General features: G+C 71.6%; 25 protein-coding genes and 1 tRNA gene. 11 read left to right on the plus strand and 15 right to left on the minus strand.

The features are described from left to right. Window positions 1-12: 12 nt before the first annotated feature. Window positions 13-609: a hypothetical protein gene (locus tag AB0E19_RS09285; protein WP_362175703.1), complete on the plus strand. Its 597-nt coding sequence runs from the start codon at window positions 13-15 to the stop codon at window positions 607-609. Between the two features lie 143 nt (window positions 610-752). On the opposite strand, the gene AB0E19_RS09290 is transcribed toward AB0E19_RS09285, so the two are convergent. The 7 genes from AB0E19_RS09290 to AB0E19_RS09320 all read right to left on the minus strand — a co-directional run bounded on the left by AB0E19_RS09290 (window position 753) and on the right by AB0E19_RS09320 (window position 9,569). Then, window positions 753-1,415 (minus strand): hypothetical protein, encoded by a 663-nt coding sequence (locus AB0E19_RS09290; RefSeq protein ID WP_362175706.1) that lies wholly within the window; start codon window positions 1,413-1,415, stop codon window positions 753-755. After that, the gene (locus tag AB0E19_RS09295) at window positions 1,412-1,837 is read right to left on the minus strand and encodes a thioesterase family protein (protein WP_360603174.1); all 426 of its coding nucleotides are present in this window, start codon (window positions 1,835-1,837) and stop codon (window positions 1,412-1,414) included. Before AB0E19_RS09295 ends, AB0E19_RS09290 begins: the two co-directional genes overlap by 4 nt. Window positions 1,838-1,844: 7 nt before the next feature. Next, window positions 1,845-3,509, minus strand: a complete 1,665-nt coding sequence (gene ettA, locus AB0E19_RS09300; protein ID WP_362175710.1) for an energy-dependent translational throttle protein EttA — start codon at window positions 3,507-3,509, stop codon at window positions 1,845-1,847. A gap of 164 nt (window positions 3,510-3,673) precedes the next feature. Further along, window positions 3,674-5,092: a Cys-Gln thioester bond-forming surface protein gene (locus AB0E19_RS09305; protein WP_362175712.1), complete on the minus strand. Its 1,419-nt coding sequence runs from the start codon at window positions 5,090-5,092 to the stop codon at window positions 3,674-3,676. A gap of 257 nt (window positions 5,093-5,349) precedes the next feature. Further along, window positions 5,350-5,841, minus strand: coding sequence for a single-stranded DNA-binding protein (locus tag AB0E19_RS09310; RefSeq protein ID WP_362175715.1), 492 nt, complete (start codon window positions 5,839-5,841; stop codon window positions 5,350-5,352). A 169-nt stretch (window positions 5,842-6,010) separates the two neighbouring features. Next, window positions 6,011-7,861, minus strand: a complete 1,851-nt coding sequence (locus AB0E19_RS09315; RefSeq protein WP_362175768.1) for a GTPase — start codon at window positions 7,859-7,861, stop codon at window positions 6,011-6,013. A gap of 85 nt (window positions 7,862-7,946) precedes the next feature. Beyond that, the gene (locus tag AB0E19_RS09320) at window positions 7,947-9,569 is read right to left on the minus strand and encodes a dynamin family protein (RefSeq protein WP_362175771.1); all 1,623 of its coding nucleotides are present in this window, start codon (window positions 9,567-9,569) and stop codon (window positions 7,947-7,949) included. 297 nt (window positions 9,570-9,866) lie between these two features. On the opposite strand from AB0E19_RS09320, the gene AB0E19_RS09325 reads away from it, so the two are divergent. Then, a tRNA-Arg gene (locus AB0E19_RS09325) sits at window positions 9,867-9,939 on the plus strand. 189 nt (window positions 9,940-10,128) lie between these two features. Here the strand turns inward: AB0E19_RS09325 and AB0E19_RS09330 are convergent. Beyond that, complete coding sequence (locus AB0E19_RS09330) at window positions 10,129-10,902, minus strand: DUF317 domain-containing protein (protein WP_150228244.1); 774 nt, start codon at window positions 10,900-10,902, stop codon at window positions 10,129-10,131. Window positions 10,903-11,030: 128 nt separating this feature from the next. Then, the gene (locus tag AB0E19_RS09335; protein WP_150228245.1) at window positions 11,031-11,390 is read right to left on the minus strand and encodes a hypothetical protein; all 360 of its coding nucleotides are present in this window, start codon (window positions 11,388-11,390) and stop codon (window positions 11,031-11,033) included. Between the two features lie 219 nt (window positions 11,391-11,609). Here AB0E19_RS09335 and AB0E19_RS09340 point away from each other — a divergent pair, with 219 nt between their 5' ends. Then, window positions 11,610-12,314, plus strand: a complete 705-nt coding sequence (locus AB0E19_RS09340; RefSeq protein ID WP_362175719.1) for an SUKH-3 domain-containing protein — start codon at window positions 11,610-11,612, stop codon at window positions 12,312-12,314. 55 nt (window positions 12,315-12,369) lie between these two features. Here the strand turns inward: AB0E19_RS09340 and AB0E19_RS09345 are convergent, their stop codons facing one another. The 4 genes from AB0E19_RS09345 to AB0E19_RS09360 all read right to left on the minus strand — a co-directional run bounded on the left by AB0E19_RS09345 (window position 12,370) and on the right by AB0E19_RS09360 (window position 16,738). Further along, the gene (locus AB0E19_RS09345; protein ID WP_362175722.1) at window positions 12,370-14,517 is read right to left on the minus strand and encodes a hypothetical protein; all 2,148 of its coding nucleotides are present in this window, start codon (window positions 14,515-14,517) and stop codon (window positions 12,370-12,372) included. 176 nt (window positions 14,518-14,693) lie between these two features. Then, a complete protein-coding gene (locus tag AB0E19_RS09350) occupies window positions 14,694-16,133 on the minus strand; it encodes a site-specific integrase (RefSeq protein WP_362175725.1) in 1,440 nt (479 codons plus the stop codon). Continuing rightward, window positions 16,130-16,327, minus strand: coding sequence for a helix-turn-helix domain-containing protein (locus AB0E19_RS09355; protein ID WP_359713299.1), 198 nt, complete (start codon window positions 16,325-16,327; stop codon window positions 16,130-16,132). The genes AB0E19_RS09350 and AB0E19_RS09355 overlap by 4 nt, the downstream gene beginning before the upstream one ends. A 126-nt stretch (window positions 16,328-16,453) precedes the next feature. Further along, window positions 16,454-16,738 carry a helix-turn-helix transcriptional regulator gene (locus AB0E19_RS09360; RefSeq protein ID WP_359713135.1) on the minus strand — a complete coding sequence of 95 codons (285 nt, stop codon included), beginning with the start codon at window positions 16,736-16,738 and terminating at the stop codon, window positions 16,454-16,456. 267 nt (window positions 16,739-17,005) lie between these two features. Here AB0E19_RS09360 and AB0E19_RS09365 point away from each other — a divergent pair, with 267 nt between their 5' ends. The 8 genes from AB0E19_RS09365 to AB0E19_RS09400 all read left to right on the plus strand — a co-directional run bounded on the left by AB0E19_RS09365 (window position 17,006) and on the right by AB0E19_RS09400 (window position 24,363). After that, window positions 17,006-17,926: a hypothetical protein gene (locus AB0E19_RS09365; protein WP_359713301.1), complete on the plus strand. Its 921-nt coding sequence runs from the start codon at window positions 17,006-17,008 to the stop codon at window positions 17,924-17,926. After that, window positions 17,923-18,624 carry an ATP-binding protein gene (locus AB0E19_RS09370; protein ID WP_359713304.1) on the plus strand — a complete coding sequence of 234 codons (702 nt, stop codon included), beginning with the start codon at window positions 17,923-17,925 and terminating at the stop codon, window positions 18,622-18,624. The genes AB0E19_RS09365 and AB0E19_RS09370 overlap by 4 nt, the downstream gene beginning before the upstream one ends. 109 nt (window positions 18,625-18,733) lie before the next feature. After that, window positions 18,734-19,546, plus strand: a complete 813-nt coding sequence (locus AB0E19_RS09375) for a DUF2637 domain-containing protein (RefSeq protein WP_359713138.1) — start codon at window positions 18,734-18,736, stop codon at window positions 19,544-19,546. A gap of 48 nt (window positions 19,547-19,594) precedes the next feature. Continuing rightward, complete coding sequence (locus tag AB0E19_RS09380; RefSeq protein ID WP_362175730.1) at window positions 19,595-20,200, plus strand: plasmid mobilization relaxosome protein MobC; 606 nt, start codon at window positions 19,595-19,597, stop codon at window positions 20,198-20,200. Then, window positions 20,197-21,912: a relaxase/mobilization nuclease domain-containing protein gene (locus tag AB0E19_RS09385; protein ID WP_359713144.1), complete on the plus strand. Its 1,716-nt coding sequence runs from the start codon at window positions 20,197-20,199 to the stop codon at window positions 21,910-21,912. Before AB0E19_RS09380 ends, AB0E19_RS09385 begins: the two co-directional genes overlap by 4 nt. A 102-nt stretch (window positions 21,913-22,014) precedes the next feature. Continuing rightward, window positions 22,015-22,395: a hypothetical protein gene (locus tag AB0E19_RS09390; protein WP_359713147.1), complete on the plus strand. Its 381-nt coding sequence runs from the start codon at window positions 22,015-22,017 to the stop codon at window positions 22,393-22,395. A gap of 20 nt (window positions 22,396-22,415) precedes the next feature. Beyond that, window positions 22,416-22,769, plus strand: a complete 354-nt coding sequence (locus tag AB0E19_RS09395; RefSeq protein ID WP_359713150.1) for a hypothetical protein — start codon at window positions 22,416-22,418, stop codon at window positions 22,767-22,769. A gap of 205 nt (window positions 22,770-22,974) precedes the next feature. Further along, window positions 22,975-24,363 carry a hypothetical protein gene (locus AB0E19_RS09400; protein ID WP_359713153.1) on the plus strand — a complete coding sequence of 463 codons (1,389 nt, stop codon included), beginning with the start codon at window positions 22,975-22,977 and terminating at the stop codon, window positions 24,361-24,363. Window positions 24,364-24,419: 56 nt separating this feature from the next. On the opposite strand, the gene AB0E19_RS09405 is transcribed toward AB0E19_RS09400, so the two are convergent. Together AB0E19_RS09405 and AB0E19_RS09410 are read right to left on the minus strand one after the other, a co-directional pair. Continuing rightward, window positions 24,420-24,962 carry a flavoprotein gene (locus AB0E19_RS09405; RefSeq protein ID WP_359713156.1) on the minus strand — a complete coding sequence of 181 codons (543 nt, stop codon included), beginning with the start codon at window positions 24,960-24,962 and terminating at the stop codon, window positions 24,420-24,422. After that, entirely contained in the window at window positions 24,959-26,242 is a 1,284-nt protein-coding gene (locus AB0E19_RS09410; protein ID WP_359713307.1) for a helix-turn-helix transcriptional regulator, read from the minus strand. Before AB0E19_RS09410 ends, AB0E19_RS09405 begins: the two co-directional genes overlap by 4 nt. Window positions 26,243-26,460: the final 218 nt, after the last annotated feature.

The following is a 26,460-nucleotide window of genomic DNA, read 5'->3' on the forward strand; positions in this document are numbered from 1 at the left end:
GGGGTGGTCGGGATGGGACGCGTGCTCGCGTACGCCGGGGCGGTGGCCGTGCCGCTCGGTGCCGGGGTGCTGCTGCACCTGTGGGGAAGCTGGTCGATGCACTCGCCGCTGGGCACGCCGACCGCGCTCGCGGTCCTCGTCGGCCTGGTCCTCGCCGGGCTCGCGGTGGCGGCGCACAACGCGCTCTTCCGCGAGGGCGGCAGCGTCCTGGCGCTGATCCTGCTGCTCGCGGGCCTGGGCGCGGTGTGGATCGAGGCCCGGGACTCGCGGGTGCGCGGGGCGACGGTGGAGTGCGTGGTGGTGGGGAAGGTGCGGGTCACCGACCATCCCACCTTCGGCGAGGGCGGTCCCGAGCCGAAGCGGCTGTACCACCACACGCTGGACTGCCCGGGCGGCTACCCGCAGCGGTTCGCCTGGGAGGAGAAGCTCGGCGAGGCGGGCAAGCGGCTCACGATCGCCTACGACCCGGCGCGCCGGATGGACCCGGTCCCGGCCGACGAGAACGTCGCCCGGGGGTCGCTGGTGATCCCGGCGGTGCTGCTGGTCCTCGCGGCGGCCCTGTCGGTGACGGCGGTCGCCCTGGAGGGCACGGGCGAACGGGTCTGGTGACGGCCGGGGGGCGCCGGGGGTACGGGGGGTGCGCCGCGGGGCCCACGGGGCCCACGGGGCGCCGCGGGGCCTGGACGGCGCGCGGCCCACGGCGCGGACGGTGCGCGGCCCACCCGCGGGTGCGGGTGCGGGTGCCGCGCGGCCTACGGCGCCGGGGTGACCGTCAGCGAGGCCGGGGCCGTGCGCAGGGCGACGGAGCCGTACGGGGTGCGCAGCCGCAGCCACGGCCCGGCGGCCATCAGGGCGACCGGCACGTCCCGCGGCGGGAGGAAGCCGAGCGACTGGGCGGCGTGCACGGCCCGCAGCGGCAGGCCGGTGGTGCCGAGGACGCGGGACCAGATCTCCCGGCCGACGCGGTCGCGCTCGGCGCGGGTGCGCCGCTCCTCGGGCAGCTCCTCGTCGCGGCGGCGGAACTCGGCGACGGCGGCCGCGACCGCCCCGCGCAGCTCCGCCGCGTCCGGCAGGCCCTCGACGGGCCGCCAGCCGGTGCGCGGCGGCAGGACGCCGGCCCACGGCGGGCCGGTGACGGCGGCGGGGACGACGGCTTTGCCGGACGTCTCCTCGACGCCGTCGAGCAGCTCGCCGGCGGAGACGGTGACGTCGAGGTCGACCGCGTCCTCCAGGCGGGCCGTGCGGATCGCCAGGACCTCGAAGGACGGCGGGCGTCCGAAGACGGCGAGCGCGCCGCCGGCGGCCTGGAGGCGGACGGCGGCGGCGCGGTCGTAGTGCACCAGCCGGGTCAGGAAGGCGGCGAGGGCCGCCGCCTCCCTGGGGTCGGCGAAGTGCAGCGGGGCGAGCACGGTCATGCGGCGGACGTCATCCCGTCGTCGACGTACTCCTGGAGGAAGCTGCGCTCCTCCTCGGAGATGCGGCGCGGCCGCTGCGTCTCCAGGTCGAAGGGCACGACGACCGTCGAGGCCCGTACGTAGGTGACCTCGGGGTCCTTGATCTCGTACGCGATCGTCAGCGACGCCGCGCCGATCTTCGTGACCCACGACTCGATGGTCACCGGCTCGTGCCGGTGGACCAGCGGGCGGAGGTAGTCGATCTCGTGGCGGGCCACGACGGACCCGCCGGAGAAGGACGGGCTGCCGTCCCCCGGTGCCAGCCGGAACATGAAGTCGATCCGGGCCTCCTCCAGGTAGCGGAGGAAGACCACGTTGTTGACGTGCCCGAAGGCGTCCATGTCCGACCAGCGGAGGGGGCAGCTGTAGATGTGTCTCGCCACGACGACCTCAGCCCCGGGTGAGCTTCTTGTGCGTGGCGCGGTGCGGACGGGTGGCGTCCGGGCCGAGCCGCTCGACCTTGTTCTTCTCGTACGACTCGAAGTTGCCCTCGAACCAGAACCACTTGGAGTCGCCCTCGTAGGCCAGGATGTGCGTGGCCACTCGGTCGAGGAACCAGCGGTCGTGGGAGACGACCACGGCGCAGCCGGGGAAGTCGAGGAGGGCGTTCTCCAGCGAGGAGAGGGTCTCGACGTCGAGGTCGTTGGTGGGCTCGTCGAGGAGCAGCAGGTTGCCGCCCTGCTTGAGGGTGAGCGCGAGGTTGAGGCGGTTGCGCTCACCGCCGGAGAGCACGCCGGCCGGCTTCTGCTGGTCCGGGCCCTTGAAGCCGAACGCGGAGACGTAGGCGCGGGACGGCATCTCGACCTGGCCGACGTTGATGTAGTCCAGCTCGTCGGAGACGACGGCCCACAGCGTCTTCTTGGGGTCGATGTTGGCGCGGCCCTGATCGACGTAGGAGATCTTGACCGTCTCGCCGATCTTGATCTCGCCGGCGTCGGGGGTCTCCAGGCCCTGGATCATCTTGAACAGCGTGGTCTTGCCGGCGCCGTTCGGGCCGATGATGCCGACGATGCCGTTACGGGGCAGGGTGAAGGAGAGGTCGTCGATGAGGACCTTCTCGCCGAAGGCCTTCGAGAGGTTGTTGACCTCGACGACGACGGAGCCCAGACGCGGGCCCGGCGGGATCTGGATCTCCTCGAAGTCCAGCTTCCGCATCTTGTCGGCCTCGGCGGCCATCTCCTCGTAGCGCGCGAGACGCGCCTTGGACTTGGCCTGACGCCCCTTGGCGTTGGACCGCACCCACTCGAGCTCTTCCTTGAGGCGCTTGGCGCGCTTCTCGTCCTTCTTGCCCTCGACCTTGAGGCGCTCGGCCTTCTTCTGGAGGTAGGTCGAGTAGTTGCCCTCGTACGGGATGGCGCGGCCGCGGTCGAGCTCCAGGATCCACTCGGCCACGTTGTCGAGGAAGTACCGGTCGTGGGTGATGGCCACGACGGTGCCCTTGTACTTGGCGAGGTGCTGCTCCAGCCAGTTCACCGACTCGGCGTCGAGGTGGTTGGTGGGCTCGTCGAGGAGCAGCAGGTCGGGGGCCTCCAGGAGGAGCTTGCAGAGCGCCACGCGGCGCTTCTCGCCACCGGAGAGGTTGTTGACCGGCCAGTCGCCGGGCGGGCAGCCCAGGGCGTCCATGGCCTGCTCCAGCTGGGTGTCGAGGTCCCACGCCTCGGCGTGGTCCAGGTCCTCCTGGAGCTTGCCCATCTCCTCCATGAGCGCGTCCGTGTAGTTCGTGGCCATCTCCTCGGCGATGGCGTTGAACCGGTCGAGCTTGCCCTTGATCTCCGCGACGCCGTCCTCGACGTTCTCCAGGACGGTCTTGGACTCGTCGAGCTTCGGCTCCTGCATGAGGATGCCGACCGAGTAGCCCGGGGAGAGGAAGGCGTCGCCGTTGGACGGCTGCTCCAGGCCCGCCATGATCTTCAGAACGGTGGACTTACCGGCACCGTTCGGGCCGACCACACCGATCTTCGCACCCGGCAGGAAGCTCAGCGTCACGTCATCGAGGATGACCTTGTCGCCGTGCGCCTTGCGCGTCTTGCGCATCGTGTAGATGTACTCAGCCAAGAGAAACCGTCCGGCAAGAGAGTGAGTGGGCAGATACACCCATCTTGCCGCACTGCCGCCCTCAGGCGGAAACCCGTACGCGCGACGGCCCCGGACGCGGGTGCGTCCGGGGCCGTCGGGGGTCACCGGGTGAGGTCACCCCGTGACGTCATGCTCTGCCGTGACTACTGACCGGCGGCCTTCTTCTTGCGGAGGAAGAACACCGCGCCACCGCCGGCGAGGACGAGCGCGACGGCGATGCCGGCGATCATCGGGGTGGCGTTGGAGCTACCGGTCTCGGCCAGGTCACCGCCGGTGGTGCCGGTGGTGCCGGTGGAGGCGTCCGTGGCGCCGGGCGCCGGGGTGGACGGGCTCGCCGAGGGGGTCTCGGACGGGGTACCGGTCGACGGGGTCGCCGACGGGGTGCCGGTGGACGGCTCCGGGCTCGGGGCGGTCTTGCAGTCGAGGACGCCCTGGAAGGACTTCGAGAAGCCGTTCGGGCCCGTGATGGTGAAGTCGTACGCGGTGTCCTCGGCGACCGGGACCGTGACGGTCTTGGACTCGCCGGCCTTGATCGTGTAGGAGACGCCCTTCACGTCGAAGGTCCAGTCCTCGTCACCCTCGTTGGAGGCGGTGATGTCGAGGCCGCCCTTGGCGCAGTTCTCGGCGACGGTGACGGCCGGGACCGCACCCTTCTTCGCCCAGGCGGCGGTGACCTCGGCGTTGACCGTGGACTTGCTGCTGCCGGCCAGGATCAGGGTCTGCTCGTGGCCCTCGACGCTGCCGAAGACACGGCCGATCGCGACCTCGGTCTCGGTCTGCAGACCGATCTTGGTCGTGCCGTCGGGGGTGCCGGCCGGGACGTCCAGGAAGAGCTCGGTGTTGTTGCCCGCGGAGGTGACGGCCTTGCCGTCCTTGTCCACGACCTTGACGTTCGCCGGGGCGTCGGCGGGCAGGGAGACCTTGACGGCGCCGTCGGCGGCCGTGGTGGTGACCTTGACCGGGCCGATCTTGTCGCCGGCCTTGCCCGCGATGGACGCCGGGGCGGCGGCCAGGGAGACCTTCGGCTCCTCCTGGTCCGGCGCCTTGGCGGCCTCGGCGACCAGGTAGGCGGTGAGCGCCTTGGCCTCCGGGTCGACCGGGGTGGCCTCGACGTCGTCCGAGTACTTCCAGATCGCGGCCTGGGTCGCGGTGGCGGCCTCGTCACCCGTGAGGGCGGCGACGCCGGCCTTGCCGGCCAGCGCGTTGAGGTCGTTCACCTCGGGGTAGGAGTGCTGCAGGATCCAGCGGATCTTGCCGGCGTTCGGGTTGTCGTGGAGGGTCGACTTGTCCCAGTCGGTCTCCTTGTACTTCGTCCCCGGGTCGGTCGGCGTCCGCAGGTCGATGCAGTACGCCTGCAGCGAGCCGCCGCCGTCCACGGTCAGCTCGAAGAGGCCGCCGCTGATCGGCTTGTTGCCCTCCTCGTCCTCGGGACCGATCCAGATCTTGCCGGACTCCTTGAGTCCGCCCAGCGTCGCGTCGGCGCCGCCGTCGGCCATCGCCGGTCCCGCGAGGGCTATCGCGCTGGAGGCGACCAGGCCCGAGACCAGGGTCGCCGCGGCCAAGCGGGCAGCAGTACGCCCACGAACTGAAAACATTGCATTCCCCTCCGGGCGAGTCGCTCCGCGAACTTGGTCGATTCGCGTGGGGGGAGCGCCCGCCAGCAGACTCAGTGACTCGATGGGCTCACGTGCCGCATGAGTACTCGGGAATCCTAGGGAGGCGGAAGCGCCCGGTCCCCGGTCATACGGTGAGACAACCATTCCGTCTCGGAATCGTTATGTCCTCGGCGAGTTGGTCGACAAATCCCCACAACTCAAGGTCAGGGAGCGGTTACCAGCTGGTGCGCGGCGGTCGTCCAGGGGTCCTTTCCGTCCGCCGGAGCGAGCCTCGGCACGGGTCCCGGCGCCTCCTCGTTCTCCGTCAGGTCGCTCCCTCCCGGGGCCCGGGGCTCCGCCCGCGAGGTCCTCCTGAACGCCGAGGTCCCCCGCGTCAGGTCGTGCCCGACGGCGAGCGCGTCCACGTCGACGAAGGTCTTGCGCTGCCCGTCCCGCTCGTCCTCACGGACCTTCAGCCGCCCGTGCACCACGAGCGGTTCCCCCACCGAGACGGAGGCCATCAGATTGGCCCCGAGCGCCCGCCACGCCGAGACCGTGTAGAAGCTGGTGGCGCCGTCCGCCCAGACCGCCCGCTCGCGGTCCCACCGCCGGGCGGTCACCGCGAACCGGAAGCGGGTCACGGGCCCGGCCGGTGTGTCCCGGAAGTCCAGCGCCGTCGCCACGTTGCCCACCAGCGTCACCGTCGTGTCGTTCATGTCCGTCCCTCTTCCCGCGCCCGGTCGGCCGCTGTGAGGACCATGCTGGCGGGGCGGCGGAAAGCCCGCCGGCGCCTGTGGACGACCGACGGGCTGTGGACAACTCACCCACCCGGACGAGGGATCGACGGACCGCTGGAGGCGGACGGACAGGGTGCGTACGGATCCCCTACCGGATCCGGGCTCCCGTCCGGGTCGCGCCCAGCCTCAGGGCGCCGCCCCGGCCGCCACCACGGCCGGCCGCGCGGCCGCCGGCGCCGACGATCCTCGGCGAGGGCCGGGGGCCGGCCACCTTCGCGTACTGCTCGCGCACCTCGCGGTAGCGCAGGAGTTCGGCGGAGACGGGGTCGAGGACCCGGGCCCGGCCGCAGGCGGCGGCCGCCTCCGCGAGCTTGCGTTCGGCCTCCTGCCCGTACCGCCGGGCCGGTCCCCGCACCGCGCTCTCGCAGGCCCATTCGATCAGCGGGCCGCCGGCGATCCCGCCCAGCATCACCAGGACCGGCGGCAGCAGCCCCGGCTCCACGACGCCCACGATCTGGCCGACCAGCCACAGCGCGCCGAAGAGCTGAAGGAGGGTCATCAGGGCCTGCGCGAGGACGGCGGCCGGCCACCAGGCGGGGCGCGGCGGCCGGGCGGCGGGATCGCCGAGGGTGACGGTCAGCTCGTCGAGCGCCTCGGGCAGCCCCTCGGCGCCGCGCGACGCGGCCTCCCGTACGGCGTGGGCCCACGGCGCCGGCAACCCCCGCGAGGCCTCGTCGGCGACGATCCGCACCGCCTGCTCGACGCGCTGCCGGGCGGTCAGTTCGTCCTCGACGGGCGCGGCGAGCCGGGGGTCGGTGGAGCCGTGCGCGCGCTTGCGCTCGTACCAGCGGTGCAGCCGCAGCCACGGCGAGCCGCAGGCGCGGATGGCGCCGCGCCGCCAGACCCGCTCGGCGGCCTCGCCCGCCGCCTGCGCGCCGACGGCGACGGCGAGCCGGCCGCCGAACTCCTCGCGGCTGCGCTCCCCGAGGCCCGCCCGCGCGTCGGCGGCGACGTACGCGGGCCGCAGCCTGGCCGCGGCGGCGTCGATGTCGGCGGCGATGCGCCGCTCGGGGGCGGTGCGTTCCTGGACGAAACGGGCGAGGAGTTCGCGGAGTTCGGACACGCCCTCGCCGGTGAGGGCGGAGACGGGCAGCACGGTGGCGCCGGGTTCGCCGTGCTCGCCGAGGGCCATGCCGTCCTCGTCGAGGAGGCGGCGCAGATCGTCGAGGACGAGTTCGGTGGCCTCGGCGCCGAGCCGGTCGACCTGGTTGAGGACGACGAAGGTGACCTCGGCGTGCCCGGCGAGCGGCCGCAGGTACCGCTCGTGGAGGGCGGCGTCGGCGTACTTCTCCGGGTCGACGACCCAGATGACGGCGTCGACGAGGCCGAGCGCCCGGTCGACCTGGTCGCGGTTCGCGGTGACGGCCGAGTCGTGGTCGGGCAGGTCGATGAGGACGAGCGACTGGAGCTCGGCGTCGGCGGCGCCGCCCGCGAGGGGGCGCCGACGCAGCCGCCCGGGCACGCCCAGCCGGTCGAGGAGTCCGGCGGCCCCCTCCGACCAGGTGAGCGCGAGCGGCGCGGAGGTGGTGGGCCGGCGCAGCCCCGTCTCGGAGACGGAGACTCCGGCGAGGGCGTTGAAGAGGGTGGACTTGCCGCTGCCGGTGGCGCCGGCGAGGGCGACGACGGTGTGCCGGGAGGAGAGCCGCTGGCGGGCGGCCGCCTCGTCCAGGACCCGCCCGGCCTCGGCCAGCGCGCCGCCGTCGACCCGGGTGCGGGAGAGCCCGACGAGTTCGTGGAGGGCGTCGAGCCGCGTCCGCAGCCCGCCGCCGTACGTCCCGCCGAACCCCCGCGCGTCCTCCGCGTCGGCCTCCGCCTCGGCGTCGCCCTCGGGAGCAGCGTTCCCGGGGGCGAGCCGCTCGGCGGCCCGCCGGGCGATCAGCCCGTCGTCCCACCGCTCGCGGCCGCCGTTCTCCGCCGGCCTCCCCGCCGCCTCCGACACCGTCTCGGTCCCCCTCTCGGTCCCCCTCTCCGACACCTTCTCCGTCACCTTCTCGGTCACCTTCTCCGTCGCCTTCCGGGCCACGTCACTTCTCCTTCTGCAGTACGGAGAGCGCGGCGATCAGCTCCGCCTGCGGCTCGGGGGTGACGCCGAGGGCGTCCAGCGGCGCGAGGCGCCGGTCGCGCTCGGCGTGCAGCACGCGGTCGACATGGGTGAGGACGAGGTCGCCGCCCTTGTCGCGCAGGCGCAGGGCGGCCTGGGCGCCGAGGAGTTCGGCGAGCCGCTCGCCGGCGGGCCGGGCGCGGCGGCCGCCGAGGAGGGAGGCGGCGAGCAGGGCGGCGACGGTCTCGGCGTCGGGGACGGCGGCGCGGGCGGCGCCGCGCCCCGCGGGCTTCTCCACGCCCCGCACCTCCTCCTCGGCCAGCTCCTCCAGGACCCGCCGCCAGCGCCGTACCTCCAGGCCGATCCGTTCGGCGACGGCCCGGTCGCCACCGCCGCCGGAGACGGCCCCGAGAGCGGCCGCGGCGGGCTCCCGCCGATGGGCGTCGCGAATCGATTCCTCGGCGGCGGAGACGGCGCAGTGGAGGAGGGCGGCCAGGGACTCGGCGAGGGCGTCGAGGAGTTCGTCCGCGGTGCTGTCACGCGGGTAGGCGCGCCACCGGGCCCGCGCGTCCCCGGCGAGCACGGCCCCCTTCCCCAGCTCCTTCCTGACCCGGGCCCCCTGCCGCCGGTAGGCGCTCTCGACCGCGCCCCGGAGCCGTACGGCGGCGGCGTACTGGGCGGCGACGGCTCCCGCCAGCTCGGGGAGCCGCCGGTCGAGCGAGTCGATGACGCCGGTGGCGGTACGGGAGACGGCCTGCTGGCGCGCGGCCGGGTCCTCGGCCCGGTGCGCGAGCCAGCCGCGGAGCGCGGCGACGGCGCTCTCGGGCAGCAGCCCGCTGCCGCCGCCGGTGGACTCGGGCAGCTCGGGGATGGTGAAGCGGGGTACGTCCCCGAGCCCGGCCTTGTCGAGCAGCGCCTCGTACTGCCGGGAGACCTCGCCGATGACCTGGTGGGGCACCCGGTCGAGGACGGTGACGAGCATGGCGTCGTACTCCTTGGCGGTACGGAGCAGATGCCAGGGCACGGCGTCGGCGTACCGGGACGCGGTGGTGACCATCACCCAGATGTCGGCGGCGCACATCAACTCGGCGGCGAGCAGCCGGTTCTCGACGACGAGGGAGTCGATGTCGGGCGCGTCGAGGAGGGCGAGCCCGCGCGGCAGTCCGGCGGCGGTCTCGACCCGCAGCGCGTTGTCCTCGGCGTCGCCGTCGTCGCCGGGGTGGTCCTCGTCGGCCTGCGGCAGCCACACGCGCGTGAGCTGCGGCAGCACCCGCAGCCCCGCGAACCAGTGCTGGTCCTCGGGGTGGCAGACGAGCACCGGCGTCCGCGTCGTCGGCCGCAGCACCCCCGCCTCGCTGACCCGCCGCCCGACGAGCGAGTTCACGAGCGTCGACTTCCCGGCCCCCGTCGACCCGCCCACGACGGCGAGCAGCGGCGCGTCGGGGTCCTTCAGCCGCGGCACCAGGTAGTCGTCGAGCTGCGCGAGGAGCTCGGCCCGCGTCTGCCGGGCGCGCGGCACGTCGGGCAGAGGCAGGGGAAGACGCACGGCCGCGACTCGGTCGCGCAGGGCGGAGAGTGCGTCGATCAGCTGAGGCCGTTCGTCCAAGGTCACCACATGCGAAGAATGCCCAATTTATGAGCGTTTTTGAAGCGTATGGCTACCCTGCGCGCCGAAGAAGAGAAGCCCGGCCGGAACCCCGGGCATAACGAGTGCACAACACCCGCCGCGCACGGCGCGAAAAGCGCTGCGCAAATCGCACCTGCCTGCGATTATCGGTTCGCTTCACCGAACCTCCACATAGTGCCACGCAGGCGAAGCACCCGGGCCGAGCCGCCAGGACCCCTATCCTTGTCCCGGCAGCCCCACCCCACCCACCCGGGCCACCAGGCCCAGGGCCAACCGGCCCCCGTAGCTCAGCGGATAGAGCAGGTGCCTTCTAAGCACTTGGCCGCAGGTTCGAGTCCTGCCGGGGGCGCATGACGAAAGACCCTCCTTCGGGAGGGTCTTTTTGCTGGTCAGGGGTGGTTTTCGGTCAGCGGAGGAGGTGTCGGCCAGGGCACCTCCGATGGCTGGATCTGTACGGCTGGATCCGGTCAGAGACGGCCCTTGGCGGCTGGATTTCCCGAAAACTTCCCGAAGTTTCGGGGCCGCCCGCTGCCCTGCCTCACTCCGGTCCGCGTGCTTTTCGTTGCCGTTGGGACCCCGGGTGGATGACGGTGAGCTGCCCTTCGACTCCGGCGGGCAGGCTTGAGCGCTGCACAGGGTGTGGCGAGGCGAGCGAGGAGGCGAAGACCGCGACCAGGTCATGCGGCGTACTGCCGCTGAAGGCCGCACACCACAGGTAGGCATCACCGACGCGGGGTTCGGCCCACGCCTGCCAGCCGAGTCTCCCGGGCCGCGGGTCGGCATCACGAACGAGCGAAGGCACTTCCTCCAGGGAGATTCCGGCCGTGAGTCCGGGGGCAAGAGCGGCGGTGCGCGGACGGTCGATGTCGCGGGCCCAGCCCTGGGCGCAGACCGCCGCCAGCACAGCCTCTGGGCTGTCGAAGCAGAAGGCCGGCTCCGTGTGGGCGTCGAGAGCGAGAAGGAAGTCGATCAGGGTCTCGTGGGGGACGCCGGCGGTGAAGTACGCGTTCCATTCCGGCAGGGTGCTGCCGGGATGCGACCGGGCGGAGATCTGCCAGGCAACCGGAAGGTCTCCCAGTTCGAACGAACAGGCGGCGCGCGTCCACTCGGCGCCGCACAGCCCGGTGGGGCTCGTGTAGAGGAGGGTGTCACGGGCGGTCGGCCACATCCGCCAGTCTGCGGCGGCGAGGGCCGCGCCGACCTGGTCAGCCAGGGCCTCGTCATCGCCCGCCAAGTGGCGAGGAGTGACCCAGTACGGAGGTTCGGGAGGACGGGAATCGCTGGAGTGTTGGGGGTACAGGGGCGCCTCCACGTGGTCGAGGGCTCGGGCGGTCGTCCACGTTGACATAGCCCCCGGGCCGTGACCAGTCCTTTCGCGCTCTTCCCCGTCTGCCTCGGGCGAACTGGGCTCTTCTCCGGACCGCTGAAGAGGAGAGGGACTCACCAGGAGATCAGACGGCCCGCCGGTGTGTGCGTGAGCGTCACGCAGCCGATCCAGTCACCGCTTTCCGGGTACTCCCAGCTGTCCGCGTCGGTCAGGGCGTTCAGCAGTTCCTCGCGGGCGAGGGGCGGGCCGGGCTGGAAGCCGCTGCCTCCGCTCGGGGGCGTCCAGGGGATGACGCGGCACACGTCGATCCACCCCTTGTCGATCAGGGGAAGGAGTATGGGAACCAGCTCTCCAGGCGGCGCCGATGCGAGGGGTTCGTCCAGATCGCCGCGGACGCCCGGCAGGATGTCGATCTCAAAGGCGTTCAGCATGAATGCGCGCTCGGCGGCGGAGAGATCTTCTGGAGCGTTCACCCCGGGATCGTCACACGGCTAATGCCGGTGGCCACAGAGCCGTCCATTGACGGAAGCATTCGGCGCGGTCAGGGTCGGTGCATGGATTCCACCTCCGTGTCGCCCGCACATGCGGCAGCCTGGTCGAAGCTGCTGGAGACGTACTGTCCTCGGCCTGTAGACGAGCGGCAGGGGCCGCCGTCCCTGGGACGCCTGATCGAGGCAGCCGGCCGTGACACCATGCTCGGCGCGATGTACCCCTGGGTCTCGATGCAGCAGCTGAGTGTGTCTGGGGAGAACAGCTGGGAGGAGTGGGGACATGCGCCGCTTCCGGCGATGTTCGCCCGCCCCGACGGGTACGAGGTCGTGGGCCGCGACAGGCGGGGAGACATCGTCCGGCTGGCGACGCCCGACCCGGCGGAGGCCGTCGTGTTCGCGGCGGGCCTGGTGCACACCGATGGCGCCGTGAGGCCGGTGGAGCCGCACGCCTGGTCGTCCGAGGTGGAGCGGGTCCTGCGGGAAGCGGGCTGGTACCCCGGACGGGCCGTCGATACGGCGGGGTGGAAACAGCTACTGGAGCAGGACGGCTTCCGCTCCCATGACGCTGCCGAGGACTTCCTGCGCGAGTTCGGCGGGTTGGCGGTCGGGCACGGCGGTGCCGGCATCACCCGCGCCAGGGAGCCTTTCGACCTGGACCCGCTCTTGGCGCTGGGCGAGGCCGACCGGTTCGGCGGATGGGGCGAGGAGATCGGCCACCACCTCTTCCCGGTCGGAGAACTCGCCGGCGGCCACGCGTTCCTCGGGCTGGACGAGGACGGTGAACTGTACGTCGTCAACGACTGGCCGGCCCGATTCGGCCGTATGCCCGAGGCCATGGAGAACCTCGTTCTCGGCGTCATGCCCGTTCACATGCCGGAACCCAAGTCGACCGGGGTGCCCGAGTAGGCCGGGGCGCAGGGGAACGTCCCGCGCCGCCGGCACGACGCTCGTGGTCGTTCGTTCAGGACGCCGCGGCGTTCCTGAACGTGGCGAGGAGCGCCCGGGCGCGGCCCCGGAAGGCTTCGTCCTGGCGGATGATGCGGTTCTCGACTCCCGAGCGGACGACCCGGGGGTCGCCGTCTGCGAGGACTTCGAGCCGGCGCAGGTGGTCGTCGTTCAGGGCGGCGCGTCCGAGGGCTTCCAGGGCGTCGCAGGCCCCTGCCGGATCGGCGTCCCACTCGGCCGAGGCCAGGGCGGCGGAGGCGAGCGCGGCGTGGTCCAGGGCGGCAGGGTCCGCCACGGCTACGAGGGCCAGGACGACGGCCGGCGCCTGCACCGGATCGTCGAGGGCCGCTTCCAGCCTGGCGGTGAGCGGACGGCCGGCAGGGCCCAGGAGCGCGGCCGCCCGGGCGGCTCTCACCACCGCCCAGCGGGCCCACTGGCTCTGCGCGGCGCGGTCGAAGACCGACGCGAGGACGGCGACGACGGGTTCCGGGTCTCCTGTGACGCGCCACAGAGCTTCGGCAAGGGCCGTATCCGTGTCCAGCGCGGGCGTGGTGTCCTTGCCCGGGTCGCTGAGCGCCCCATGCAGGAGTGGAGCCAGAGCCGCTCCGCGGGAACCGAGTACGGCAGCGGTCCTGGCTGCGTCGCGCGGATCGCGGCCACCCCGGCCGAGTTCCTGTTCGAGGCATCGCAGTAGCGGCGCGGGTTCGCTCGTGAGGTCGTACAGGGCCTTCGCCGCCGGGAGGATGTCCCGTTGGGCTGCCGCACGCAGCGCGGCGACAGCCATGTCGCGATCCGCTGGAGCGCAATCTGCCGCGACGGAGACAAGGGCACGTGTGGCCTGGCCGGGAATATGGGGAACCGCTGCGCACAGCTCGGGCAGCGCAGCCGCCGCCTCGGCGCCCCACCCGGCCAAGAGACTGGTCAGCTGCCACGGTTCGTTGCCGCTGAGCGCCGCAGGCTGGGAGAGGCGGGAGCGAACGGCATCGCGGAGTTCCCTGTCGAACGGGAAAGCCGCGCTCTCCTCGTCCCACATTCCGGTCGCCGCGTCGAGGGCACGCGGGCGGCGCCCGAGGCCGGCGGCGAGGAACGGGGCAGCCTGCTCGGGTGCGACGAGCACGAATGCGGCCAGAGCACGGTCGGCGTGATCGTCCCCCCGGTCCAGGTTCCGTCCCGCGAGAGGGGCGAGCACGTCCGCAGCGGGTTCGGCGGCGCGGCCCAGCCGCGCCAGGAGAGACGCCATGTCCACCACTGCCTTGTCGTCGACAGCCGCCGCACACAGGCTCTCCGCCAATTGCTCCGGGGCACTGCGCGAGAGCATGCAGGCGCGGTCGGCCGCCCAGACGCCTTCGGCCCGAACCTCGGCCCGGCTGTCGCGCAGGGCCGCATCGACCAGGGCGAACGCCGCCTCCCGCGCCGGTCCGTGAGCCCGCCCCAGGAGGGCCTCGACGACGGCGGCCAGCGGCTCGCCGCGTTCGAGGTCGAAGTCGGAACGCAAGGAGTCGGCCGGCAAGAGCGACAGCATCGTCGCGTGCAGGGAATCAGACCACGGAGCGCCTGCGTCGAGGCAGGCGAAGAGGGCGGCCAGCCGCACCACGGCAGGCTGGGACGGGTCCAGGACGTAAACCGCCTCAGCCGCTCCACGCTCCGGGTCGAGCCGAGCGGTCGCGGCCAGGACCTCGGCCCGGACTGCGGGCTCGGTCTCCTCCGCCCAGCGGATCTCCAGGGCGGGCAGGACGGTTCTGCCGTCGCGAGTGTGCGAAACCGCCCAGGCGGCGGTCCGCCGGACGTCCGACTCGCCATCGGCCAGCAACGGCAGAAGCAACTCCAACTGCGCGGCCACGGCCGCCCGGACACCACCCGGCGCCACCCCGTACTCGTCCTCGCTCTCGGCCATGCCACCGAGCAGCCCGAGGACGTCAACCGTACGGTGGCCCGCCGCCGCGATCCTGGCGAGGAACGGCACCGCTTCCATGCTGGCCGCGTAGACCGTCCCCTGATGCAGCACGCTCCCGTACAGCTCCGACAGCGCTTCGGACGCCGCAGCGGCGTCCGTACCTGTAAGAGCCCGGAGCAGGTCGGGAACGTCTTCCGCGCTGCCGTACGCGTGGGAGGAAGATGCCCAGGGCACAGCGTCCAGGCCGTCGAGCGGGTGTGCGAGATTCATGCGGGGCATGGTGCCATCCGCCCCTGACAGAGCCTCCCGCAGCCAGCTGCAAGGCTTCTCGGGCACCTTTCCCGCTGGTCGCAGTAACCGGCCGCGTCACGCGACGGCATATCGGACCCAACGGCCTTCAAGGCGCAGCTCGGTCGGCAACGCACGATAAGCATCGCGCCGAAGCGTCACCGTGCGCGAGCATCTCTCGCCGAAGAGACTGCGGCACGAACAGGGCCGGCGCGCGAAGGCAACCGCGGACCGGGCAGGGACTGGGGCCCTTCGATGCGCTGCTGGAGTTCGGCGATCTGGCCGGTGATGCAGCGGGCGTAGGTGGAGAGCAAGACCGGGACGCTGTTGCCGGCCCAGTCGGCGACCTGGGCGGGCGGGATGCCGTTGTTGAGCCAGGTGGTCAGGCAGGTGTGGCGGAGGTCGTACACGCGCTTGCCGACGGGCGAGTCGTACTCGTGCTCGGGCAGGACGGCCTCACGGGCCTTGGCCCAGATGCGCCGGTAGACCGAGCCGGCCAGGAGGCCGCCCTTCTCTCCGGGGAAGAGCAGGTCACCAGGCTTGAGCTGCTCGCGTGCGATCAGGTCCCGAAGGCTCGCGACCAGGTCGGGGTGGACGGGGACGGTGCGGGTGTCTCCGGATGCGCGGCCCTTGAGGTTACGGGTCTCGTGGACCTCGCCGTCGTCGGTCCAGTGGCTGCCGACCTCGGGCTCGGCCGTGTGGACACGGAGCTCGCCCCAGCCGGCCGCGGGCAGAACGGCGTCCTCGACTCGCAGGGCGACCGCTTCCTCGGGGCGGAGGCCGGCGTAGTAGAGGGCCGCGAAGAACACGGTGAGCCGGTGGCCGGTGCGGGGGCGGCCGGCGATCCAAATGAGCAGCGCGGCCACCTGGTGGGGGTTGAGGAGGGAGCGCTTGTCGACGGCGCCGGAGGACTTCGGGGCAGCGTTGTCCTCCTTCCCCTTGGGCATGGGGTTGGCCCGGAGGACGTTCCGGCGGACGGCGTGGCGCAGGGCCACGTTCAGGATGCGGCGGTAGCGCTTGGCTGAGCTGGCGGCGGCCGGCGTGCCGTCGAGGACGGTGTCGAGGGCGTGGAGGACGGCGTCGACGTGTTTGGTGTCCTCCCAGGCGCTCATCGGGAGCGAGTTGCGGCGGATCCAGGCCAGGATCGCCCGGTACTCGGGCGGGGCCTCGTCCCGGCGGTTCTTGTTGAAGGCGTACTCGCGCAGCGCCTTGCGGACGTCGACGCCCTCGTACTGGACAGGTTCGGCCCGGAGGAGGGCGAGCGTGGCCTTGGTCAGGGCTTTGGCGGTGCTGATGCGGTTGTTCGCCGAGATGCGGGACCACTTCATGTCGACGTACTGGAGGGCGAACTCGTACCAGGTGATCTCGGTGGAGGGCGCGGCGTGTGAGGCCGGGCGGCCGGTGTCCAGGTCGAAGGGCTCGCCGTTGTTGGCGGCGACGAGCAGGGTGGCGCGGAAGGACTCGGCGAGCGCGCTCTTCTTGAACGTCTCGCCGTGTCGCCGGCCGTCGACCGACCAGCGGACGGTGTGGGTGGTGCCGCGCTTCCCCTTGTAGACCTCCGTCTTGTAGAAGCGGACCTTGTAGGACCGGTTGGTCACGCGGCGGCCTCACAGTCGGTGAGCCAGTTCTCCAGGTCGCTGCGGCGGACGCGCAGGCTGCCGTTCGGGAGTTTCACGCACTGGGGCGCGCGTCCCTTCTGGCGCCAGTCGTAGAAGGTAGACCGGGAAATCCGCAACTCTTCGCAGAGCTCGTCGACGGTGAGCTTTTCCTCGGAGCGGCGGGTGGCGGTTATCGGGGATCGACGCAAGGTGTCTCTTTCGGGAAATTGACATGGCTCTGGCGGGGACCGGACCTACGGGCGTTCCGGGATCCACAATGATCCGGAGAATCCCCGGTTAGGGAAACCGGGGATCGTCGGCTATATTTCGCCCACCCCGGCCGCCCCTGAGTGCGTAAGGGCGCCGGCGAGAAGGGTCTGCGGGGCGATTCCGAGGGCTGTGGCGATGGCTACGAGGTCGTCGATGTCGCAGCGGCGGACGGTGCGTTCGATGCGGGAGAGCGCGGTGAAGGTCATGGGCCGGCCCAGTGCGGTGACCCGGGCTGCGAGCTGGCGCTGGGAGTAGCCGCGGGCGGTGCGGGTGCGTTCGATGGCGTGGGCGGCGGCGTGTCCGGCGGGTCCGATGGCGAGGGGTCGTGGCGGCATGGGTGGTGTTGTAGCTTGCGCGCCGACCAGTCCGGAAGGGCATTCCTGTCTGCCGTGAGCGATGCCGATCGCGCGGTGATTTTCGGCGGTGATTTCGTCGACCGGGAATTCGCCTCTACAGTGGCCGGACCCGTCGGCACGACATGCCGGGGAGTTGCTCAGAATTCCTAGAAAAGTCTGGACTTCTGCGCACCAGGTGTGGCTGTGTTGGCCATGCACCCCGGCGACGCCGGATTCCCCTGCCCCCCTGAAAGGCGGTCGATCGCCATCGCCCGTATCCGCACCATCAAGCCCGAGGCGTTCTCGTCCGAGTCCCTCGCGGCGGTGTCCCTGTCCGCCGAGCGGACCTTCTTCGGACTGCTCACCCAGGCCGACGACCAGGGCCGGTTCCGCGACCAGGCAGCGGTCATCGCCGGCCAGCTGTGGTCGCTACGCCGCGAGCACGGGCCGGAGGCGGTCGAGGACGACCTCATCCAGCTCGACGACGCCGGGCTGATCTGCCGTTACGAGGGCGAGGACGGCAAGCGGTACCTGCACATCGTCACCTTCGCCAAGCACCAGAAGATCAACCGGCCCAGCGGCATCCGTACTCCCCCGTGCCCGCACCATGATCTCGGGGTGCCGCGTGAGCCCTCACCGCAGATGCGGGGAGCCCTCGCGGAGACTTCCGCGAGTCGTCCGGGAGGACTCACCGAGCCTTCCGTGACAGGACCGGAAGGGCTCACGGACCCCTCCGGGAACGGCGAATCCGCAGTTCAGAGCCGATTCCGTGAGCACTCACCGCAGCCTCACGGAGGACTCCCCGAACCCTCCCTGAGCCCTCACCGTCCGGATCTAGGACCTAGGAACAGGAATCTAGGATCTACCCCGTTGGGGGGCACAAGCGCCCCCGCGCCCGGCTCGGTCTCGGCGAAGGACCTGATCGGCGAGTACGCCGCCGCGTGCCCCCATCGCCCGCCGCAGGACGTGCTCAGTCACCTCGGCCGCGAGGTGAAGAAGCTCCTCGCCGAGGGCATCTCCCCGAACCACATCCGCGCCGGCCTCGACCGCCACCGCGCCAAGGGTCTGCACCCGAGCACCCTGCCCAGCCTCGTGCACGAGGCCATGAACGCCACCCCCGCCGCCGCTGCCCACCAGCCGTGGACCAACCCCGCCGACACCGCCGCTGCCTACGGAGGCGACCTCTGACCGCCACCGCCCTCACCCGCACTCCCCAGCAGCCCGCCCGGATCACCAGCCGACTCGGCGACATCCTGGCCCGGCGCGGCATCGCCCCCGACGCCGAGGCCCAGGAGCCGGCACCTGAGCCGGTCACCGCACTGGTACTGGCCGAAGGCCGTATCCCCGCCCGCTACCGCCACGCCCTCGCCGACCACCCCCAGGTCACCGCCTGGGTGGACGAAATCGCCCGCGCCGGGCGCACCGGCCCTGCCGGCGCACCGGGCATCGCGGAGGGACCCTCGCTGCGGATCGTCGGCCCGACCGGCACCGGCAAGACCCACCAGGCGTACGGCGCCATCCGCGCCCTGCTCGCCGCGGGGGTCCGCCTGCGCTGGGAAGCCGTCACCGCCGCCGACCTGTATGCCCGGCTGCGCCCACGCCCCGGGTTCGACAGCGAGCGCGACCTGCAGAGCCTGATGCGCTGCCCGCTGCTGCTCCTGGACGACCTCGGCGCGGCGAAGACCAGCGAGTGGACCGAGGAGCTCACCTACCGACTGATCAACCACCGGTACGAGCATCTGCGCCCCACCCTGATCACCACCAACCTCATCACCGAAGCCTTGCGCTCGGCCCTCGGCGACCGCGTCTCCTCCCGCCTCGCCCAGATGACCGAACGGGTCATCCTCGACGGCCCCGACCGCCGCCGCACAAAGCCCGTCGCCTGACCCCCGACGGCCCCCATCCGCTCCCCCGCACCGCCCTCGGAGAGTCCTGCCCGTGCCTGCCCCTGCCCCGATACGCCCCGCCATCGAGCAGCGAGGACGTCCCCTCCTCATGGGGATCACCCTGATCGCCGTCGTCGGCTTCGTCCTCTCCTACGACGCCCTGCGGCAGATGGCCGTCGCCGCCCACATCAGTGGACCGCTGACCTACCTCTTCCCTCTCATCATCGACGGCTTCATCGCCCTCGGCGTCACCGCCCTGCTCATCCTGCGCACCGCCCCGCTCCGCTCCCGGCTGTACGTGTGGACCCTCGTCACCCTGGCGACCGGCGCCAGCATCTGGGCCAACGCCCTGCACGCCATCCGCCTCAACGAACAGGCCCGCCTCCACCTCAACAACGCCACGGTCGGCGCCCTGTCCGCCATCGCCCCGCTCGCCCTCGCCGGCGCCGTCCACCTGTACCTCGTCATCAACCGCCACCTCACCGCCAACAAGGTGACGGCGGCGGAACCGCCAACCGCCAAGGCGCCCAGTGGCGGACCACAGCCGCCAGGCGCCACGTCCTCCGCCATTGCCACCGACCGCCACGCACCACCGGCCGCCAAGCCCGCACCGAAACCACCCATTCCGCCGGCTGCTTCACCTGCGGCCCCCGTCGCATCCGCCAAGGCGCCGGTCCCCACCACCGCGCCGTCGCCGAGGGCGACGCCAAAGCCCGGCGAGCGCAAGACAAAGGCCACCGACGCCTACCTCCTGCGGCTCGCCCGCCAGATCCACAGCGAGACGGGCCACGTCTCCCGAACCCCCGTCGAAAACGCTGCTCGCGCCCAAGGCTTCACCGTCGACAGGGCCCGCGCCAAAAGGGCTGTCGACGCCGTCATGGAGGAAGCGGCCACCATCAAGAACCTCGCCGTCACGCCCTGAAGCCCTCTCGTCCCGCACCTGCGCAGCACTGACTCCAAGGAACCCCCGATGTACGACGACCACACCGAAGCACCCACCCACCTGCAGATGACCGCCGGCCCTGCCCCGGGCGGAGCAAGTTGGAGGTTCGGACACTCCCCCGTCGGGGGTGCGTCCGAACCCGTGCCCGCCCCGGGGGTGACGGGCACCCTCCCGCTCCAGGGGGCGCGGGAGGGAGGCGCTGCGGCCGAGGGCGGACCGCAGCCGGTGCGGCGTCGCCGGGGCAAGTCCCGCGTACGCGCTCGTACGCAGCGCCGCGCGCACAGCGTCCGCCTCAGCGATGCCGAGCACGCGACCGTTGCCGCCGGCGCCGAAGCGGTCGGCATGAGCGTCGCCGGCTTCCTCGCCCACAGCGGACTCGCCGCCGCCCGCGACCTCGACCGCACCGCAGCCGCCATCGCCACCCGCCAGGACGCTCTGACAGCCCTCTTCGCGCTCCGGCGCCAGCTCGGGTACGCGAACAACAACCTCAACCAGGCCGCCCACGCGCTCAACAGCGGCGCCTACCCCGGCGGTCTGGAGGACACCATTGCCGCCGTCCGCCATGCCGTCGACGAGGTCCGCCACGTCACCGCCCGCCTCACCGACCCGAACTCCGAAGGCACCGCCGCTTGATACCCCGCATCCACAAGCAGGGCCGCAACACCGTCCGTCTGCTCGCCTACCTCTACGGCCCCGGCCGCCGCGAGGAACACACCGACCCCCACCTCGTCGCCTCCTTCGACGGCCTCGCCCCCGACCCCGGCCGCGACCCCAGCGTCACTCTCGCCGACCTCGCCCAGCTCCTGGACGAGCCCCTGCACCTCCTCGACGAAGATGCCCGCCCCACCACCCACGTATGGCACACCTCCGTCCGCGCCGCCCCTGGCGACCGCACTCTCACCGACGCCGAATGGGCGGATGTCGCCCGCCGCGTCATCGCCGCCACCGGGATCGACCCCGGCGACGGCGCGGGCTGCCGCTGGGCAGCCGTCCGCCATGCCGACGACCACATCCACCTCATCGCCACGCTCGTCCGTGAAGACGGCCGCCGCCCCGACCACCACCGCTCCGCCAAGCGTGCCCAGACCGAATGCCGCCAGATCGAAGTCGACTACGGCCTCCACCGCGTGGCGGCGGGGGACGGTACCGCCGCCACGCGGCCCACCAGCGCCGAACGCCACAAAGCCGCCCACCTCGGCCGACAGCGCACCCCACGCGAGAAGCTGCGCGAGGAAGTCCGCCGCTCGGTGGCCGGCGCAGCCAGTGAGGAGGAGTTCTTCGACCGCCTCGCCTCGGCCGGTCTACTCGTCCGGCGGCGCATCGCACCCTCGGGCGACACCCTCGGCTACACCGTCGCCCTCCCTGATGACCGCAACGGCAAGGGCGAGCCGGTCTTCTACTCCGGTTCCAAGCTCGCCCCAGACCTCTCGCTGCCCCGGATCCGTGAACGCTGGACCACATCCGCGGAAGCCCTCTCCTCGGAGCCCTCCCAGCCGTGGGTGACCGGGCCCGCGTCCGCACGCCGACGTGCCACCACGGCCGCCTGGCAGGCCCTGCTCGTCATCGACCACGGCGACGACGGTGTCATCGCCGCGCAGATCGCCGCCGCAGGGGAGGTCCTGGACGCCCTCGCCAAAACCTCTGCCGTCCACACCCGCCACGAACTCCAAGCCGCAGCAGCCGCCTTCGAACGCGCCTCCCGCTCCCACGTCCGCGCCGCACGCGGCCACGATCACGCCTTGCGCCAAGCCGCCCGCGACCTCGTGCACAGCGGCCCGACCCTCGGCCGGGGCGAGGACGGCGCCACCACCGCAATGGTCATCGACATGCTGCTCTTCCTGACCACCGCCGCCGCCCACTGGCACGCCAGGAAGCAGCACTTCCAGCAGGCCGAAGCCGCCCAGCGGACCGCCGCGCACCTCCGCGCCGCCTATCCCGCCGCTGCCGACCTCCCCATGGCCTTCCTCCACCAGCGGGGCAGCCGTCTGACCCCTGCCTGGCAACGCCATCACGCCGCCACCCTGCGCCAAGCCCTGCCCGAGTTGGCCGACCAGGTCCTCGCCGAACGCGGATGGCCCGCCCTCGCAGCCACCCTCGACGAAGCCCGGACCACCGGCCACAACCCCACCGCTCTGCTGGTGCAGGCAGCCGCTCGGAGGGAGCTGGACACGGCGGAGCGCATGAGTGACGTGCTCGTGTGGCGGCTACGACGGATGGCCGACCTCCCCGCCGATCCCCAGAACTCCCGCAGCACGCATGGACGAGGCAGCGCTGCCGCCTCCTCGCAGCAACGTGCGGCACACCTCGACGCCAGGACCTCGAACAACACCCGAAGGCAGCGCTGACCCGCGAAACGAGGCGGAAAGATAGCCCAGAATCGCCGGTTAGCCTAACCGGCGATTCTCCCAACAATTGACCTTCCGACCAACCCCCGGAAGGAATCCCGCATGCCCCCGTCCGAAGCACGCCCCGAGATCGTCGCCCTGCTCTGCGACGCGAACTTCCAGCACTTCCGCGAAACCGGCTCCTGGTCCCATCGAAACGGCCGCCCCTTCACCCAGGAGGAACGAGAAGCGGTCTTCAAGGCCACCCGTGCCGACCTCGAAGAGCTGAAGTCCCAGCACTCGCGCTACCTGGAGTACCTCCGGACGCACGAGGAAGCACCCGAAGCCATCCAGCGTTTCCTCGCCCCGTTCATGGAACAGCTCGACGAGAAGAACCTCGGCAACGCCCACGCCCTCATGACGGAGGACGAACGAGCCGAGTTCGACCGCCTGCTCAAGCTCATGATCGAACCCGCTCTCCCCTTCACCCCGTACACCTTCTGACCAGTCACAAGGAAACCTCCATGCCCACCCCTTCCCCCGCACCCCGCCCCCACGTCATGGCCCTGCTATTCGACACGGACTTCGACCGACCGTGGGGCACCCGCACCTTCCATCATCTCGACGGCCGCCCCTTCACCGACGAAGAGCAGGCAATCGCCGATGACGCGACTCTCGAAGAATTCCAGGCCGCCGGCGTTCGTATCCACGACCCCGAAGCAGGAACCGAAGCCAAAGCAGCCCTCACCGAACTCGCCAAGCTGATCTATTCCTACGCCCTGGACCATCACATGGCCCTCGTCCAGTTCATGACCCACGAGGACATGCTCGAATACGACCGCCTGTGCGGCATCGTTGCCGCAGGCGCCGATTCATGACCCAAGAGAAATAGCAGGAACGGGCCAGATCCTCCATGCAAACAACCAGCCGGTGGCGGGGGTCTTCCCTGCCACCGGCTGCACACTGTCCGCCGCCGTGCCGAAGTCCAGACCACGCGCCCCTGCGCACTTGCGTGCGCCGCTCCCCCCTTCCGTACGGTCCAGCTGATGGCGAACCGCCCTCGCACACCGTGAAGGAGAGCTGTTGAAGCCGACCGAGGAAGTACTCCAGGACCTGGCCCAGCCGTCGAACATCTCCATTCACTCCGACGACGCACTCATCGGCAAGGTGGAAGCTGCCATCACGGCGGACAACAAGAAGCGGAAGGAGAACGAGGACAAGCCGCTTCGCCGAAAGCCCGCCCTCGTCCCGATCCCGTCGACGGAGCTGCCCCGGCAGTTCGAAGTGACCCTTTGGGACGTCCTCCACACCCTCGCCCGGGCCACCGCCCTCTCGTGGCGTGGCGCGGGACGGGGACTGGCGGAGCACTGGGGCGCGCTGAAATACACCCAGGCCCTGGCCGGCGGCAGGGACTCCTTCCTCGGTCTCACCGACGAGGGCCACCGCATCGCGGACCACTACAAGTCGCTGCAGTCCGGCGAGCTCGGCATCGGCTTCGCGCTGACCCTCGCGGAGCACGTGCTGCGCAGCCGCTTCCCCGACCATTCGGTGACGATCGTCCCCGCCGACACGGTGTTACGCGCGGGCTGGGCCCTCACAAGCAGGGACAAGGGCGAGAAGGTGAAGTACCGCTACCGCCCGCAGTACTTCGCCGAGGTCTGGCGTCCTGGCGAGCCGTCTCTCGTCATCCCCCTCGCCTGCAAGGGCAACCACGGCGACGCCGCCACCTCCGCCGACCAGCTGGCCTCCGCCTCGGCCCACGCCGAGGCGGTCCACATCGGCGCGTGGAACGAGACCCCCGGCCTGCTGTTCAGCACGCAGCTCCCGACGGACGGCGGCACGATGACCGTCCACGCCCTCCAGGCACCCGGCAGCGGCGGACGGCTGTCCCCCGCGGAAGGTCGTGAGCCGAACCTGAACGCACCGCCGTTCCAGGCGAACGTGATGCCGGACATCCACCCGCCCACCGAGGGCCTGGTAACGCCGGAGCCTGTACGGGGCTGTCATGTCCAGCCGAAGGACTACGCCTGGTTCCAGGAGTCCCTGGCCCACACCACCGCGGCGGGCCTCATGGCGTTCACCGGCTCCGGCCACGCCACCGCCCGCCACCTCACCGACCGGCAGGGCCGCAAACGCTTCACCGGTCTCGAACACGCGGCCGCCATGAGCATCCAGGACGCCGCCCACACTCTCTTCGGCACCGCGTACGTCGGCACCGACCACGTCTTCCGCCTCAATGGCCCCCGCATCGAGGCGTTCTCCGGTGTGGACGAGGAGGTCTTCCGACTCCTCGCCAGGGGCGACGTCGAGGAGTACCGGGCCCTCGTCCACGCCGGCTGCCACGCCCGCCCCCACCTCAGCTACGACAAGGATTGGGGTGGCCCGGTCTCCGTCCATGCCGACGGATCGGTCCTCGCTCTGCGGCTGCTGCCGGGACAGGAGGAGGAGCCGCGTCCGGGCTCCTCCCACTGACGGAGACCCGCCCGATCCTCTCCGTCCGACGACAGGAGCGCGGGTCTCGATCCGGATCACCGTCCGAAGAGACCTGCGCCCCTGCCGTCCAGGAGCTCTAGCGCCTCCTCCCACCGGAAGCGGTCCGCTCCCCCGCCCGCCTTCGGCCGGTGCGGCTCGTACGACCCGACCAGCACGCCCATCTCCCGCAGCTGGTTCAGGCTCCGGTCGTACGCCGGGTGTGCGGCCATGGCTGCGTTCACGTACGGCAGGACGACCGTCGGGATGCCCATCCCGTACGCCTCGCACAGGATGCCCAGCGCGAGGGTGTCGGCGATGCCGGCGGCCCACTTGTTGATCGTGTTGAAGGTGGCCGGCGCGACGGCGATGGCGTCGGCGGGCGGGAGGGGGCGCGGGTCGCCGGGGCTGCGCCAGGCCGAGCGGATCGGGTAGCCGGTCTGGGCCTCGATCGCCTTGGTGTCGAGGAAGCCGAGGCCCTGGGGTGTGGCTACGACGCCGACGCCCCAGCCCTGCTCCTGCGCGGCGGTGATCAGCCGGTGCGCGTCGCCCGCGATGCCGGCGGCGCAGACGACGACGTAAAGGAACGGCTGTGCGCTCACGCGGGGACTCCCAGTCGGCGGCTGAAGTGGTGGAGCTCGGGCAGCGTACGTCTCCGATCGCGGGCAGCCATGTCGGCGACCAGGTCGCGGACGGCGGGACGGCGTACGTCCTGGGCGGCGCAGGTCTCGGCGATGCGGAGGGCCTGGTAGCCCTCGGCGAGGCGGCCCTGCTGGTTGTAGGCACGGGCGGCCTCGACCCACAGGGCCGCCCGGCGTTCGGGGACGGGGATGTGACGGCGCATGAGGGGCGCGGCGGTGTTCAGGGCGATGCCGGCGTCACCGAAGGCGACCGAGGCGCTTACCGCATGGAGGGCAACGTTCGTGGGGCTGAAGTTGGCCCAGGCATCGGGTCGGTCGAGTGCGACGTAGCGGGCGATGTCCCGGGCCTCGTCGAGGAATTCGCGGGTGGCGGCACGATCGCCGGCCGTGCTGGAGGCCGTCACGCCTCGCAGGAGGAGGAGTCCTACGGCCGCGAGGTAGCGCGGGGAGCGCTGGTCGTATGAGCCAGCGAGCTGGCCCGCGGTGTGCCGGACCAGGGTGACGGCCTGGGCGGTGTGCTTCTCGCGGGTCAGGACGTGGGCGTGGACGCGGACGCTGGAGGCGAGAACGACCGGGTCGCCACAGCGTTCTGCTTCGGCCGTGGCACGGCCCACGGCGAGCCAGGCGTTGCCGTGGTCTCCCTGCTTGAGCAGCAAGCTCGTGGAGGTCTGATAGGCCGTGGCCAGGAGCCCGGCCATCACAGCATCGCCCTGGTGATCGCCGGCAGCTTCGCGCAGGTCGGCAATGAGGCTGGGAAGAGTCGCCTCCAGCGCTGCGTAGTCGCAGGTGTGGAAGAGGCGCCGGGCCTCGGCGACCCGTGACTCCAGGGGCTCCTGATCCATGCCGTCCATTCGGGCGGAAGCCGTGCGTGGGCTCGGGAGAAGAGCCCGGACGAGGTCGTCGTGGGCAACCGTGGCAGGTGCGGTGGGAGCTGCGAGGGACGCGATGCTCGCGGCGAGGAAGGTGCGGCGGCGCATGTCTTCTGTCTCAGGGTCGTCGGTCGGTTCTACGGACGGGTCGGATTCACTCAGGCCGAGGAGGCGGAGAGGAATGCCGAGTTCGGCCGCGACAGCGCGTAAAACCCGGGTGTCCTCCGTGCCCCGCCCGCTCTCCAGGCGGCTGAGCTTCGACTGGTGATAACCCAGTGCGGTGGCGACGTCCGCCTGCGAGCGGCCGGTGCGCTGCCGGGCCCGTTTGATCGTCTCGCCGATCCTCTCGGCCTCGGTCCTCACGTCTGCCATCCATGCCCTTCCGTCCGCGTCGAGCATGCCCTGAGCAATGCTCAAGACCTGTGGATCAGCTCCGGGTGGGACGCGGAGGGCGTACCTTCCCGAATGATCCTGTGATGGTCACCGAGTAGACCCGCGTTGGCGCGCGGGTCGGGAAGGCACGCCCGTGCTCAGCGTAGTCACCGCGGACGGCACCACCGAGTCCGGCTCCCTGATCGACGAGATCGTCC

Source organism: Streptomyces sp. NPDC047974 (assembly GCF_040653375.1).
Classification (GTDB): domain Bacteria; phylum Actinomycetota; class Actinomycetes; order Streptomycetales; family Streptomycetaceae; genus Streptomyces.

Coding starts and splice junctions, on each gene's coding strand:
- AB0E19_RS09380 (WP_362175730.1), top strand. CDS start 19,595: ATGTACGACGACCACACCGAAGCACCCACCCACCTGCAGATGACCGCC.
- AB0E19_RS09310 (WP_362175715.1), bottom strand. CDS start 5,841: ATGAACGACACGACGGTGACGCTGGTGGGCAACGTGGCGACGGCGCTG.
- AB0E19_RS09375 (WP_359713138.1), top strand. CDS start 18,734: ATGGGGATCACCCTGATCGCCGTCGTCGGCTTCGTCCTCTCCTACGAC.
- AB0E19_RS09285 (WP_362175703.1), top strand. CDS start 13: ATGGGACGCGTGCTCGCGTACGCCGGGGCGGTGGCCGTGCCGCTCGGT.
- AB0E19_RS09410 (WP_359713307.1), bottom strand. CDS start 26,242: ATGGCAGACGTGAGGACCGAGGCCGAGAGGATCGGCGAGACGATCAAA.
- AB0E19_RS09395 (WP_359713150.1), top strand. CDS start 22,416: ATGCCCACCCCTTCCCCCGCACCCCGCCCCCACGTCATGGCCCTGCTA.
- AB0E19_RS09345 (WP_362175722.1), bottom strand. CDS start 14,517: ATGAATCTCGCACACCCGCTCGACGGCCTGGACGCTGTGCCCTGGGCA.
- AB0E19_RS09290 (WP_362175706.1), bottom strand. CDS start 1,415: ATGACCGTGCTCGCCCCGCTGCACTTCGCCGACCCCAGGGAGGCGGCG.
- AB0E19_RS09390 (WP_359713147.1), top strand. CDS start 22,015: ATGCCCCCGTCCGAAGCACGCCCCGAGATCGTCGCCCTGCTCTGCGAC.
- AB0E19_RS09340 (WP_362175719.1), top strand. CDS start 11,610: ATGCTCGGCGCGATGTACCCCTGGGTCTCGATGCAGCAGCTGAGTGTG.
- AB0E19_RS09360 (WP_359713135.1), bottom strand. CDS start 16,738: ATGCCGCCACGACCCCTCGCCATCGGACCCGCCGGACACGCCGCCGCC.